At 56.8% G+C, this 13099-nt stretch carries 12 protein-coding genes; 7 read left to right on the top strand and 5 right to left on the bottom strand.

What is annotated here, in order from left to right:
• Nucleotides 1-67: 67 nt before the first annotated feature.
• From fba to WMO24_RS02035, 3 genes are all read right to left on the bottom strand, one after another.
• Complete coding sequence (gene fba / locus WMO24_RS02045) at nucleotides 68-931, bottom strand: class II fructose-1,6-bisphosphate aldolase (RefSeq protein WP_349214550.1); 864 nt, start codon at nucleotides 929-931, stop codon at nucleotides 68-70.
• A 128-nt stretch (nucleotides 932-1059) separates the two neighbouring features.
• Entirely contained in the window at nucleotides 1060-1740 is a 681-nt protein-coding gene (locus WMO24_RS02040) for an SdpI family protein (protein ID WP_349214548.1), read from the bottom strand.
• Nucleotides 1724-2008, bottom strand: coding sequence for an autorepressor SdpR family transcription factor (locus WMO24_RS02035; protein WP_349214546.1), 285 nt, complete (start codon nucleotides 2006-2008; stop codon nucleotides 1724-1726). The genes WMO24_RS02040 and WMO24_RS02035 overlap by 17 nt, the downstream gene beginning before the upstream one ends.
• Nucleotides 2009-2512: 504 nt before the next feature.
• On the opposite strand from WMO24_RS02035, the gene WMO24_RS02030 reads away from it, so the two are divergent.
• From WMO24_RS02030 to WMO24_RS02015, 4 genes are all read left to right on the top strand, one after another.
• A complete protein-coding gene (locus WMO24_RS02030; protein WP_349214545.1) occupies nucleotides 2513-2758 on the top strand; it encodes a hypothetical protein in 246 nt (81 codons plus the stop codon).
• Between the two features lie 111 nt (nucleotides 2759-2869).
• Complete coding sequence (gene rlmB / locus WMO24_RS02025) at nucleotides 2870-3640, top strand: 23S rRNA (guanosine(2251)-2'-O)-methyltransferase RlmB (RefSeq protein WP_349214544.1); 771 nt, start codon at nucleotides 2870-2872, stop codon at nucleotides 3638-3640.
• 33 nt (nucleotides 3641-3673) lie between these two features.
• Nucleotides 3674-6604: a hypothetical protein gene (locus WMO24_RS02020; protein WP_349214542.1), complete on the top strand. Its 2931-nt coding sequence runs from the start codon at nucleotides 3674-3676 to the stop codon at nucleotides 6602-6604.
• Between the two features lie 69 nt (nucleotides 6605-6673).
• Nucleotides 6674-7162: a phosphate-starvation-inducible PsiE family protein gene (locus WMO24_RS02015; protein WP_349214540.1), complete on the top strand. Its 489-nt coding sequence runs from the start codon at nucleotides 6674-6676 to the stop codon at nucleotides 7160-7162.
• 48 nt (nucleotides 7163-7210) lie between these two features.
• Here the strand turns inward: WMO24_RS02015 and secA are convergent, their stop codons facing one another.
• The gene (gene secA / locus WMO24_RS02010; RefSeq protein ID WP_349214538.1) at nucleotides 7211-10000 is read right to left on the bottom strand and encodes a preprotein translocase subunit SecA; all 2790 of its coding nucleotides are present in this window, start codon (nucleotides 9998-10000) and stop codon (nucleotides 7211-7213) included.
• A 117-nt stretch (nucleotides 10001-10117) separates the two neighbouring features.
• Nucleotides 10118-10369, bottom strand: a complete 252-nt coding sequence (locus tag WMO24_RS02005) for a hypothetical protein (RefSeq protein WP_349214537.1) — start codon at nucleotides 10367-10369, stop codon at nucleotides 10118-10120.
• 238 nt (nucleotides 10370-10607) lie between these two features.
• On the opposite strand from WMO24_RS02005, the gene WMO24_RS02000 reads away from it, so the two are divergent.
• The 3 genes from WMO24_RS02000 (at nucleotide 10608) to WMO24_RS01990 (ending at nucleotide 13097) form a co-directional block, all read left to right on the top strand.
• Nucleotides 10608-11300, top strand: coding sequence for an iron-sulfur cluster assembly scaffold protein (locus WMO24_RS02000; RefSeq protein WP_349214535.1), 693 nt, complete (start codon nucleotides 10608-10610; stop codon nucleotides 11298-11300).
• A gap of 17 nt (nucleotides 11301-11317) precedes the next feature.
• Nucleotides 11318-12310 (top strand): GGGtGRT protein, encoded by a 993-nt coding sequence (locus WMO24_RS01995; RefSeq protein WP_349214533.1) that lies wholly within the window; start codon nucleotides 11318-11320, stop codon nucleotides 12308-12310.
• Between the two features lie 67 nt (nucleotides 12311-12377).
• Nucleotides 12378-13097: a hypothetical protein gene (locus tag WMO24_RS01990; protein ID WP_349214531.1), complete on the top strand. Its 720-nt coding sequence runs from the start codon at nucleotides 12378-12380 to the stop codon at nucleotides 13095-13097.
• Nucleotides 13098-13099: the final 2 nt, after the last annotated feature.

The following is a 13099-nucleotide window of genomic DNA, read 5'->3' as shown; positions in this document are numbered from 1 at the left end:
GTTCCGACGTGTGCTCTTCCGCGCCCGCTGCCATGGCAGCGGGCCGGAAAATCGGCTTTTGCAAGAATTACGCTTTGCCCACAGAGCCGAACAGCTCCATTTTCTCTTTGACGGTAGCTTTGATGGCCTCGGTGCCGGGCGCCAGCAGTTTGCGCGGGTCAAAGCCCTTGCCCTGCTGATCCTTGCCCTCTTCGATGTATTTGCGGGTCGCAGCCGCAAAGCTCAGCTGGCACTCCGTGTTGACGTTGATTTTGGAAACGCCCAGGCTGATCGCTTTTTTGATCATGTCAGCGGGAATGCCCGTGCCGCCGTGCAGCACCAGAGGAATGTGGTCGGTGGCGTTGTGGATTTTGTCCAGCGCCTCAAAATCCAGGCCTTTCCAGTTGGCCGGATACACGCCGTGGATGTTGCCGATGCCGGCAGCCAGGAAGTCGATGCCCAGGCTGGTGATCTTGGCGCACTCTTCGGGGTCAGCCACTTCGCCGGCGCCGATCACGCCGTCTTCTTCGCCGCCGATGGAGCCAACTTCCGCCTCGATGGACAGGCCGTTGGCATGAGCCAGAGCCACCAGCTCGGTGGTTTTGGCGATGTTTTCCTCGATGGGATAGTGGCTTCCGTCAAACATGATGGAAGAGAAACCGGCCTCCACACAGGCTTTGGCGCCTTCATAGGTGCCGTGGTCCAGGTGCAGTGCCACAGGAACGGTGATGTTCAGAGTTTCGACCATGGCTTTTACCATGGCGGCGACGGTTTTAAAACCGGTCATGTATTTGCCTGCGCCTTCAGAAACGCCCAGAATCACGGGGCTCTTCAGCTCTTCGGCGGTCAGGAGAACGGCCTTGGTCCACTCCAGGTTGTTGATGTTGAACTGGCCGACCGCATAGTGGCCGTCACGGGCTTTTTTCAGCATTTCGGTTGCACTTACCAGCATAATGGTGCTCCTCTCAATTTTAAATGGGGCGCAATGCACCCTTGTGAAACAATTAACTATTTACTAGTATACCGCACGAGGCGGACAAAATCAATTGCGTTTGAGTAAAAAACGAGGCGGATTTCGTCTTATTTTTCATGCGGGCTGTCCTCACCGCGCTGCGCGCGGCGGAAGATCCAATAGGAGTACACGATGGGCGCAGCCAGGGGAAGCATCCAAAGAAAGGTGATGACCGACAGGACCGTTCCCTGAAAGAGGAAGGCGCAGACAAAAATTCCCAGCCCGCAGCAGAACCAGACGGGCCCTGCAAAGCGGTGCGTGCGCCGCCAGTTGTCCTCACTGGCCAGCGTCCAGGGCACCCGCACGCCGCAAAAGTAGTTGTGCTTGAACTTGGGCATGAAGTTGCCGATGACGCAGAACACAATGCCCATGGCGCCGATGCACAGCCGGTCTACGCCCAGCGTGTTCTGCGCTTCGGGAATCAGGGCGGTGGCCAGCGTCAGCCCTACCATAAAGGTGTAAAACAGGCCAAGACACAGGCGGATGGCGGTGTAGCCGGCGGAAAATTTTTGGTAGTTGGCCCGTTTGGGGTCCAGCCGCGGCACAAATTTCAGCAAAAGGGCGATGCCGAACCCGGATGCGGCCAACAGCAGCAGTTCGCCGTAGCCGCCGTACCGGTCCACCTGCCCGCTGGCGTTCCAGTGCATGGGGATCTCGCGGGGAAGAAACGGCCCGGCGACCAGGCAGCCGGCCAGGGGAAGAAGCGCCAAGGCCCAAATCAGAATTTCCGCTTTACTGATCTTTTTCATGAGAAACCTCCCGCACCAGCCCCGCGGCCCAGGCCATAATGTCCTCTACCACGCTGGTGTTCAGTTCGTAATAAATATACTTGCCGCGCTTTTCGTCGGTCACCAGCTCCGCTTCTTTCAAAACAGAAAGATGGTGAGAGATGGTGGCATTGGTCGTGCCGAAGGAACTGGCCAGTTCGCCCGCGGAGAGAGGGCCGCCGCGCAGCAGTTCCAGAATGCGGCGCCGCGTCGGATCGGACAGCGCTTTGAATGTTCGTTCAAATCCCACAAAAGTTCCTCCTCTCCCGTCCGACGGGTATTATTTCGATCCTCATCTAATGATAAAACGGCCGGTGCCCGCTGTCAAGAAACAGGGCCCAAAGAAAAGTCGGACAATTTTTTGGCGCTGTAAAGGTGCAGGCCTTCTGTTTTTTCTCTGTGCAAAAAAGAGAAAATCCAATGCTTTCCAATCAAAAAATATCTGTTTTGAAAGCTTGACAGGAAAATTTAAACAGTTTGTTTTGTGGAAAAGTTTTTAACACACGGTTGAAAACCATGTTAAAAACCTGGTTTCAACAGCTGATTTTTGGGGAAAACTAAGAGTTTATCCACAGTTTCAACCGAGTTTTCAACATTCAAGAGGAAAAAATTACCTTTTACAAGGTGTATAACCCTCTTGTCAGAACGCAGAAAGGAGAATTATGAACCAAAGCTTGGATGAGAAACTGTTTATTTTGCCAAGGCGCGCCCCAAACTGTTCACAGGATAAAAACGCAGAAGGGAAGAAGAATCTATGAAGGGCGTTCGCCGCGATGTGGTGGAAATACAGGAACCCAAAGATGAAAACATCGAAAAAGTTCTGGTGTTCTTCAAGCCGGGCTGCCCGGCGGTTCGCTTGGGCACGCAGGAAGAGGCCGCCCTCGGATATGCGGACCGCTTGACCACCTGGCGCAAAGGCGGGGCGGGCCTGTACGGGTGGGGCGCGGGAGCCATGCTTTTGGCGGCCGGATTGTTGGCGCTGGTCCATTGGCTGCTGTGATGGGAAGAAAAAGTGAAAAAAGATAGAAAAAGCCCTGCTTGTATGCTATAATATAACAGAATACCATGCCGACGTATGCCTTTTGGCCGGTCGGCCTTGCAGGGAGAGTTTATGGAGCAGGAGAAAACCCAAAGCGGGAAAGATACAACGCTGGTTTACGGCAAAAATGCGGTGACCGAGCTTTTGAAAAGCGGCGGTGCGGTGGACACGCTGTATGTGCAGGACACCATGCAGCCCAAACAGATCGGATATTATACGGCGCTGGCCAAAGAGGCCGGGGCCGTTGTCAAGCGGGTGCGTGCTGCCAAGCTGGACAGCATGTGTGGCACCCAGGGGCATCAGGGCGTGGCAGCCTGGGCGGCCAATGTCTCCTATGTCACACTGGAACAGATTCTGGACGTGGCCAGAGAGAAAGGCGAACCGCCCTTTCTGCTGCTGTGCGACAGCATTGAAGACCCGCACAACCTGGGGGCGCTGATCCGCACTGCGCTGCTGTGCGGTGTGCACGGGGTGGTCATTCCCCGCCGCGGCGGCGTGTCCGTCACGGCCACGGTGCTGAAGTCCAGCGCCGGTGCTGCCGCCCGTTTGCCGGTGGCGCGTGTGGCGAACATCGGTCAGGCAGTGCGCGCGTTGAAAAAGGAGAACGTGTTTGTGTACTGTGCGGATATGGGCGGTCCTTCCGCCTTTGGCCAGAATCTGCGCGGCCCGATTGCGCTGGTGGCGGGCAGTGAGGGCACAGGCGTTTCACAGCTGGTGAAAAGTCTGTGTGACGGAGTGGTCTCCCTGCCGATGGCAGGCGGAACGACCGGTGTGGACAGCTTCAATGTGTCCGTTGCGACGGGTATTTTATTGTATGAGATCATGCGCCAGCGCGGCGAGTAAGCGGCCTGGGGTTTATGGAACGGAGGGTTCCCATTGAGTGCACAGCAGAATAAGGACTATGTCCGGGATTCTGAAATCGATCATATTCTGGCCCAGGTGCAGAAAAAGCGGGCCAGCGCCTCTGGGGCAAAGCCGCAGAGCGCGGCGAACCGGAAAAGCAAGGATGCCGAACTGGATGAGATCATGCGCGGCCTTGGATTTGACACCAAGAAGCCGGAATACATGGACCCCATCCTTTTGCCGGACCCGGCTGAGAACTACACCAAGGAAGAACGTGCCAGCGTCCGTGCGCAGATGAATCTTCCGGAGGAGGAAGAACCGGAACAGCCGGAGGCGGAGGAGCAGCCGGAACCGGAACCGGAAAAAGAAGAAAAACCGCAGAAAGAACAGAAGCCCGAGCGGCCGAAACCTCAGATTGACGTGTCGCTGGACGATATGGAAGAAGAGAAAAAAGAGCCCATCACGCTGGAGCTGCCTTCCATTAAGTTCTTTACGGAAACCGAGGCGCAAAAGCAGGAGGCCGAGCGTCAGCGGATCATGGAGCAGGCGGTGCGCGAGGCGCGCAACACCATTCACAATTCGGCGCAGTTTGCCATTCAGGAAGAGGTTCGCCGCCGCCTGGCGGAGATGGACCAGGAGAAAAAACAGCAGGAACAGCACGACCGGGAGAACCTGCAGCAGGAGCCGGAAGAAGTAGACCACAGCATGGACGGGAAACGGTTCGGCGACGTGGAAGTGGATGATGCTTTCCGAAGCTTCTTCGGAACCACCGTTGCCACCGACCGGGCGGCCATGGACGAAGTGACCGGCCGCAAGCGCAGCTTTTTGGGCGGTCTGCTCAAGAAATTCCGCGCGCCGGAAGAAGCGGAACTGACCGGGGAACTGGAAGTTCCGGGCGATCTGGTGTCGGCCGATGAAGCGCAGGAAATTCCCGTGCTGAAAAAAGCGGCCGAAAAAGCACCTGCGGCGTCTGCTTCGTCTGCGGACGTTTCCCCGTATTCCAAGTGGGATTCCATTACGCTGGATCTGCCCAAAAATAAAATCGCGCCGCAGGAAGGCACGCAGAAAGTCAGCGCCGCCGCATTGGCACAGGCCATTGCAGGAGCGCAGGAAGAGGATTTGTCCCGCACCAAGTCCAAACGCCGGGCGAAAATCGATGTGACGCTGACCGGCGATGATTTCGCAGTGCCTGCCGGGGAAGAACCGGAAGAAGAATGGGCACGGGAGGATATCGAAGAATATCAGAACCTTTCCGACGCCCCCGCGGTTGCTTCCAATCTGGCGGATATGCGCAGAACGCGGATCATCCGCTGCGCTGTCACAGGTGCGATTGCGCTGGTTTTACTCTATTTGGGCTTCACTGTACCGGAAGGCGGCCTGCCGCCCTTCCAGATGTTGGACGCGCATTCACAGCCGCTGTATTTCCTGCTGGCGAATTTCGTGCTGCTGGCAACCAGCGCGCTGATTTCCATCACCACCATCGGCGCCGGCTTTGTAGGCCTGATCCATGACCCGACCACGGACAGCTTCTGTTCACTGGCGGTGGCGGGCGCGCTGATTCAGAATGTGGGTTATCTGTTTATTACCGATGCGTATGACCCCGATCAGATCACTCTGTTTGCACCGGTGGCCGCTCTGCTCCTGTTTATGAATGCATTGGGCAAGTGGATCCAGGTGCGCGTGATTTGTGCGAATTTTGAATTGGCAACCTCCGGCGCGGAACATGCCGCCGCTTTTATCCTGCCCAAGGAGCAGATGACCCGGCGGCTGTGCAGCGGGCTGGGCGAGCCGGACCCCAAATTGCTGGTCAGCCGTCCCACCGCGCTGGTGCGGGGCTTTTTGAGCCAGAGTTTCTCCACCCGCATCAACGATGCGGCGGCACAGCGCCTTTCTTATGTAATGGCGGGCGCAGCGGTGCTTGCGGCGGTGATCTGCGGTGTAAAAGCCAAAGCGGTTCTGCCGGCTTTGTCCGGTCTGGCAGGGGCTTTGTGCCTTGCGGCGCCCCTGGCCTGCACCCTGGTGTATGCTGTGCCCGCGCAGCTGATGCAGCGTTTTGCGGCCCGCCACAAAGCGGTCATTCCCGGCCCCAGTGCCGTGGATGCGCTGGGACGGGTCAACACCGTGCTGCTCAGTGACCGGGATTTGTTCCCGGTGGGCAGCGTGCAGCTGCATGGCATGAAAACCTTTGAAAAAGAGCGTTTGGATGTTCTGATCCTGTATGGCGCCAGCATGCTGGTGAAAAATTGCGTAACGCTTCGGGAGATTTTCCTGCAGATCATCCAAAACAACCAGAAATTGCTGTATCCTGTGGAGAGCCTGAACAAGGAGACCGGCTACGGCTTTACCGGCTGGATTGAGCACAACCGCGTCATCATCGGCAACCGCGCCATGATGCAGCGCCATGACATTGAGCTGCCCAGCATGGATTATGAGAACAAATACACCAAAAACGGCCGTATGGCCCCCATTTATATGGCGGTGGCCGGCAAGCTCTTCGGCATGTTCCTGGTCAGCTACCGGCCCAATGCGGGCGCCAGAAAGATTCTGGACCGGCTGGCACAAAGCGGGATCAGCGTCCTGGTGCAGTCGGATGATTTCAATGTCACTTCCAAGCTGGTGGCCAGCACGTACCGCATTCCCAAGGGGACGATCAAGGTGCTGAGCCGGCCGGAATGTGACGTTCTGCAGGCCGAAACAGCCTACCGTGCGGAGAGCGAAGGCATCATGGTGCACTCGGGCACCTGCGCCAGCTTCCTGGGCGGCATGCGTGCGGCGGCCAGCGCGGCCAGCGGCGAGCGTCTGGCCCGAATCGTGCAGGCGGCGGCGATTTTCCTGAGTGCGCTGTTCGGCGTTCTGCTGGCCTTCTATGCGGGGCTCGGCAGCATTTCTCTGGGAGCGGTGCTGCTCTATCAGATTGCGTGGGCATTGCTGACTGTGGCAATGCCGCTGGCCAAGCGTCCGTGACAAACATTCGGCGGGTGAAGCGTTCGCTTCACCCGCTTTTTGTTGACAAAACGCGGAGAATCGGAAATAATGAAAATAGAAAACTGCTGTGCGAAAAGTCTGCGCAGCCTTGAAAGGAAAGGAACGATGAAAGCAAAAGAGTTTTTGCGCCAAAAAGTGGCCTTTCTGGCCAGCGTGGTGGAAATTGCCATTTCCGCGCTGGTGCTGATTGCGATTTTTTTGACCGGATTCCGTGTGGTGGGGGAATTGTCGGGCCTTGTGCAGGACCCGGACGCTTCCAGTGCGTTCAATACTTTTTTGGGTCACGTATTCAATCTGGTCATCGGCGTGGAGTTTATCAAAATGCTGTCCAAGCATACGCCGGGCTCTGCCATTGAAGTGCTCCTGTTTGCCATTGCACGGCAGATGATCGTAGAGCACACAACGCCTTTGGAAAATTTCCTCACAGTCATCACCATTGCGGCGCTGTTTGCCATCCGCAAATTTTTGTTTGTCCCTTCCTTCGGGGCACATACGCCCGACGGCCGGGAGGTCGAGCACCAGAAACCGGAAACCTAACACAGAAGACAATAAAAAACGGCATCGCCTGGGCGATGCCGTTTTTGTTTATTTTGCAGGGGTTCCGTTCTGGTCGGGGTGGTACTGTTTGCAGGTGCATTTTTTCCACTTCAGACCGCTGCCGCAGGGGCAGGGATCGTTGCGGCCGATCTTGACGACCTTGCGCACCGGCTGTTTCTGGATGCTTCCGTCGGACGCGCCGCTCTCCGAGGTGGGTTTGGCCACCTGCTCGCGCTGAATGGGCTGCTCGCGCCGCAGTTCCAGCGTCAGCAGCATGCGCGTGGTGTCCTCCTGAATGGATTCCACCATGGCGTCGAACATATTGAAGCCCTCGATACGGTACTCCACCACCGGGTCACGCTGCGCATAGCCGCGCAGGCCGATGCCGCGGCGCAGCTCTTCCATGGCGTCAATGTGATCCATCCAGTGGGTGTCCACCACGCGGAGAAGCACGACCCGCTCGAATTCACGCATCAAATCGGAACCGTAGCGCTGCTCTTTGTTTTTGCAGATCAGTTCCGCACGGTCGGTCAGAACCTTGACCACGTCTTCGATCTTCAACTCGCCCAGTTCCGCGGGGGTGTAGTGGAAATCGTCTTCCTTGGTCAGCCAGCCGCGGTAATGGTTGCGCAGGCCGTCGAAGTCCCAGTCATCCGCCACTTCGCCGGACAGGAACAGCCGGGCATTTCCCTCGATGGACATGGTCACCATATCGTGCACATTGGCCGATACGTCTTCGCCGGCCAGAACTTTCTGGCGCTGACCGTAGATGATCTCGCGCTGGGAGTTCATGACGTCGTCATACTGCAGAACATTTTTACGGATGGAGAAGTTGCGCGCCTCCAGCTTTTTCTGTGCATTTTCAATGCTGCCGGAAATCATTTTGTTCTCGATGGGCATATCTTCTTCCACGCCCATGCTGTTCATCAGGTTTTGCACGCGCTCGCCGCCGAACAAACGCATCAGATCGTCTTCCAGACTGATGAAGAAGCGGGATGCACCGGGGTCACCCTGACGGCCGGCACGGCCGCGCAGCTGGTTGTCGATGCGGCGGCTCTCGTGCCGCTCGGTGCCGATGATGAACAGGCCGCCGGCCTCGCGCACTTTTTCGGCCTCTTCGGCAATTTCCGCCTTGTGTTTGGCCTCCAGCTCGTTGTAGCGGGCGCGCACCTTGAGGATTTCCTCGTCGCTGGTGTCTGCGTGGCCGTTGCTTTCCACAATCAGCTCTTCCGCAAAGCCCTCTTTGCGCAGATCCGCCTTGGCCATGTGCTCGGCGTTGCCGCCCAGCATAATGTCCGTGCCGCGGCCCGCCATGTTGGTGGCGATGGTCACCGCGCCGAATTTACCGGCCTGTGCAACGATCTCCGCCTCTTTTTCATGGTATTTGGCGTTCAGAACTTCGTGCTTGATGCCGCGGTGCTTCAGCAGCTTGCTCAGCAATTCGCTCTTTTCAATGGAAATGGTGCCAACCAGAACCGGCTGGCCCTTTTTGTGACATTCGATGATCTGCTCAATGACAGCGTCGAATTTGGCCTTTTCCGTCTTGTAGACCACGTCGTTCATGTCCTGACGGGCCACCGGCTTGTTGGTGGGAATTTCCACCACGGCCAAACCGTAGATCTCTTCGAACTCGCCCGCCTCAGTCTGGGCTGTACCGGTCATGCCGGCCAGCTTGTCGTACATACGGAAGAAGTTCTGGAAGGTGATGGTAGCCAGCGTTTTGCTCTCGTGCTCGACGGTCACACCTTCCTTGGCCTCGATGGCCTGGTGCAGACCCTCGTTGTAGCGGCGGCCCAGCATCAGGCGGCCGGTGAATTCGTCTACGATGATGACTTCGCCGTCACGCACCACATAGTCCACGTCCCGCTTCATCACGCCGCGGGCTTTGATGGCCTGGTTGATGTGGTGCTGAAGCGTCAGGCACTCCTCGGTCACATTGCCGTCGGAATCGCCGAACAGATTCTCCTGATTGAAGTACTGAATGGCCTTGGCAATGCCGCTTTTGGTCAGCGTGGCGGTCTTTTTCTTTTCGTCCACCACATAGTCGCCTTCGACCTGGTCGTCCAGAGCCTCTTTGTCGTCCAGCTCGGCGACCACGCTCTTTTTCAGGCCGCGGGCAAAGTTGTCGGCCAGCTTGTACAGGTCCGTGCTCTTGTCGCCCTGGCCGGAGATAATCAGCGGGGTGCGGGCCTCGTCGATCAGGATGGAGTCCACCTCGTCGACGATGGCATAGGCGTGGCCGCGCTGCACCATCTGCTCTTTGTAAATGACCATGTTGTCACGCAGATAGTCAAAGCCGAACTCATTGTTGGTGCCGTAGGTCACGTCTGCGGCGTAGGCGGCGCGGCGCTGGTCGTTGTTCAGACCGTGCACGATCAGGCCGACCTTCAGACCCAGGAAACGATAGACCTTGCCCATCCACTCCGAGTCGCGCTTGGCCAGATAATCGTTGACCGTGACCACATGCACACCTTTGCAGGTCAGGGCGTTCAGGTATACAGGCAGGGTGGCCACAAGGGTTTTGCCCTCACCGGTCTTCATCTCCGCGATGCAGGCGCGGTGCAGCACAATGCCGCCGATGATCTGCACGGGAAAATGCTTCATGCCCAGCACACGCCAGGCAGCCTCACGGCAGACGGCGAAGGCGTCGGGCAGAATATCGTCCAGTGTTTCGCCCTTGGCAAGGCGTTCTTTCAGCTTGGGCGTCATGTCCTTCAGCTGGGCGTCGCTCATGGCGGCGTAAGTATCTTCCAGCGCCAGCACCTTGTCGGCGATGGGCTGTATTTTTTTCAGTTCCTTTTTCGAAAAGGAACCAAACAGTTTTTCCAAAAATGCCAATGGATCCACCTCTTCAAATTTTTTGCGCATATTTTATTTATCATACTACGCCGCGGGGAGAAGTGTCAATCGATCTGCCCCGAAAAATCCCCCTGCGCACAGCGCAAGGGGATGCGTTTACTCTTCGTGCGGATGAAACAGGCCGAAGCGGAGAAGACGCACATGGTCCTCCGGGTCGGTGCACTCCAGTGTGGCGTTGGCGATGTGGCCGCCTTCGATCAGGTTGGTGAAGCCGATCAGCTGGCAGAGCTTGCTTTTCAGGTTCAGCCGGTCGCCCTCTTTGGTGACCATGAACACATCGCCCTTACAGCTGGTCAGCACTTTGTTGAACTCTTTCAAATCAATATCATTTACGTTGACTTGCGCCATAACGGGTCATCTCCTCTGGTATTGAAATATAAATTAGTATTACCAATTTTATTTATAAGTATAGCATGAACCTCTTTTTCCAACAAGACGGCTTGTCTGCTTTTTCAAAAAAGCATTTTCTTTCCGTGTAAAAAAAGAAAAAAAGGACATGCATATCTTGCATTCCAACCGGTGATTCTCTATAATATAGGTTAGCAGAGTGTGCTAAAAAACTAACAAAGTAAGGAGCATAGCAAGTATGACTTATACGAATGAAGTAGAGCATATGTGCCCGGTCACCAAGGGCCCGCACCATGGTCCTGCGCCCATTCCGGAAGAGGGTCAGTGGGTCAAGGCCTACGAAATCAAGGACATCTCCGGCTTCACCCACGGTGTGGGCTGGTGCGCACCGCAGCAGGGCTGCTGCAAACTGTCCCTGAACGTGAAAAACGGCGTGATCGAAGAGGCTCTGGTGGAGACTCTGGGCTGCTCCGGCATGACCCATTCCGCCGCCATGGCAGGCGAGATTCTGCCGGGCAAAACCATTCTGGAAGCTTTGAACACCGACCTGGTGTGCGACGCCATCAACGTGGCAATGCGCGAGCTGTTCAAACAGATCGTTTACGGCCGCAGCCAGACCGCTTTCTCTGAGGACGGTCTGCCCATCGGCTCCAGCCTGGACGACCTGGGCAAGGGCCTGCGCACCATGACCGGTACCATCTTCTCCACGAAGGCCAAAGGCGTTCGTTATCTGGAGCTGACCGAGGGCTACATCACCAAGGTCGCGCTGGACGAGAACAACGAGGCCATCGGCTATCAGTTCGTGCGTCTGGGCAAGATGATGGAAGACATCCGCCACGGCAAAGATCCGAAGGAAGCCTATGAGAAAAACATCGGCACCTACGGCCGTTTCGCGAATGCCGCCAAATACATCGACCCGCGTGAAGAGTAAGAGAGGAGGAGACAACAATGGCAAAATTTGAAGGACAGGAACGCCGCATGCCGAAAATTGAGGCATGCCTGAAAGAAAACAATCTGGGTACCCTGGACGACTGCCGTCAGATGCTCCTCGACAAAGGCATCGACGTGGAGGCCATCGTCAAAGGTGTGCAGCCCATCTGCTTTGAGAACGCTGTCTGGGCTTATACCCTGGGCACCGCTATCGCCGTGAAACGCGGCCTGAAGAACGCGGCCGAGTGTGCCGCTGCCATCGGCGAGGGCCTGGAGGCTTTTACCGTTCCCGGTTCTGTGGCTGAGCAGCGCAAAGTTGGCCTGGGCCACGGCAATCTGGGCGCCATGCTGCTGCGCGACGAGACCAAGTGCTTTGCCTTCCTGGCTGGCCACGAGTCCTTCGCGGCTGCTGAGGGTGCCATCGGCATCGCCCGCACCGCCAACAAAGCCCGCAAGACCCCGCTGCATGTTATCCTGAACGGTCTGGGCAAAGACGCGGCCTATATCATCAGCCGCATCAACGGCTTCACTTATGTGAAGACGCAGTATGACTACAAGACCGGTGAGCTGCACATTGTGGAAGAACGCGCCTTCTCCGACGGCGAACGCGCGGCTGTCCGCTGCTACGGCGCGGATGACGTCAACGAGGGCGTGGCCATCATGCGTCACGAGCACGTGGACGTTTCCATCACCGGTAACTCCACCAACCCCACCCGCTTCCAGCATCCGGTGGCCGGCACTTATAAAAAGTGGGCTGTGGAGAATGGCGTGAAATACTTCTCCGTGGCTTCCGGCGGCGGCACGGGCCGTACCCTGCACCCGGACAACATGGCAGCTGGCCCGGCTTCTTACGGCCTGACCGACACCATGGGCCGTATGCACTCCGACGCACAGTTCGCCGGTTCTTCTTCCGTGCCTGCGCACGTGGAGATGATGGGCCTGATCGGCGCCGGCAACAACCCCATGGTCGGCATGACTGTGGCTTGCGCGGTTGCTGCTTCTCAGGTCTGAGTTTTTCCGTTTAATAAAAGGGGCTGCCCGTTTTTCGGGTAGCCCTTTTTAGTCCAAGGGAGATGAAATGATGAAACATTGGAGTGGGGTTTTGCTGGCAATGCTTTTGACTCTGGGGCTGATGTCCTGTGCGGCTGACAGCGGCGTGGCGCCTTCATCCTCATCTTCTGTGTCTGCATCAGAGGCAGGGACTTCTTCCGTTGTGCAGGCACCGGAAGCACCTTCCGTGGATATATCCCTTTCGGCTCCGCCGGTACAGGAGCAGGAAGAAGACCTTTTGGATGCGCTTTGGACGCGTTTGAACGCGGACGAATGGGATGAAAAGTGTTGGATGAGCGGACGGAATCTGATTTATTTTGTCCGCGAGAACGGCGGCTATTTTTACTATGCAGGCACGTTGGACTCCGGTGTGGGAGGTATGCGTGCCATCACCGCCGCGGAGCAGGTGGACCAGGATACCTACCGCCTTTCTTTTTCCGCCAAGGAAAATGCGCTACAGACCTTCTTCTTTGAGAAAGATGTATTGCCGCATTTGTACCTTCATTTCGCGGAAGACCAGCTGGAAGTAAGCGAAGTGTATCCGGCATATATCGCTGTAAGCAACGATGAGGGAGAAGGGCAGACGTTCCAGTGCCGTCTGCCTACCCAAGAGGAGAAAAAGAACGGCGAGGACCGCATGCGGGAGCTTTCTGAGACAGAGACGTACTATCCGGCAAGCGGTGAAGAAACAGAGTTGGACACATATACGTATCAGACGCCGGAGAGCGTTCGCGAGGCAAATTCCTGAAA

This window comes from Ruthenibacterium intestinale (genome assembly GCF_040096265.1).
GTDB classification, from domain to species: Bacteria; Bacillota; Clostridia; order Oscillospirales; family Ruminococcaceae; genus Ruthenibacterium; species Ruthenibacterium komagatae.
The sequence above is the reverse complement of the archived record's forward strand: the minus strand, read 5'-3'. Positions and strand labels throughout refer to the sequence as shown.

Coding starts and splice junctions, on each gene's coding strand:
- WMO24_RS02000 (WP_349214535.1), top strand. CDS start 10,608: ATGACTTATACGAATGAAGTAGAGCATATGTGCCCGGTCACCAAGGGC.
- WMO24_RS02015 (WP_349214540.1), top strand. CDS start 6,674: ATGAAAATAGAAAACTGCTGTGCGAAAAGTCTGCGCAGCCTTGAAAGG.
- WMO24_RS01995 (WP_349214533.1), top strand. CDS start 11,318: ATGGCAAAATTTGAAGGACAGGAACGCCGCATGCCGAAAATTGAGGCA.
- rlmB (WP_349214544.1), top strand. CDS start 2,870: ATGGAGCAGGAGAAAACCCAAAGCGGGAAAGATACAACGCTGGTTTAC.
- WMO24_RS01990 (WP_349214531.1), top strand. CDS start 12,378: ATGATGAAACATTGGAGTGGGGTTTTGCTGGCAATGCTTTTGACTCTG.
- fba (WP_349214550.1), bottom strand. CDS start 931: ATGCTGGTAAGTGCAACCGAAATGCTGAAAAAAGCCCGTGACGGCCAC.
- WMO24_RS02040 (WP_349214548.1), bottom strand. CDS start 1,740: ATGAAAAAGATCAGTAAAGCGGAAATTCTGATTTGGGCCTTGGCGCTT.
- WMO24_RS02030 (WP_349214545.1), top strand. CDS start 2,513: ATGAAGGGCGTTCGCCGCGATGTGGTGGAAATACAGGAACCCAAAGAT.
- WMO24_RS02005 (WP_349214537.1), bottom strand. CDS start 10,369: ATGGCGCAAGTCAACGTAAATGATATTGATTTGAAAGAGTTCAACAAA.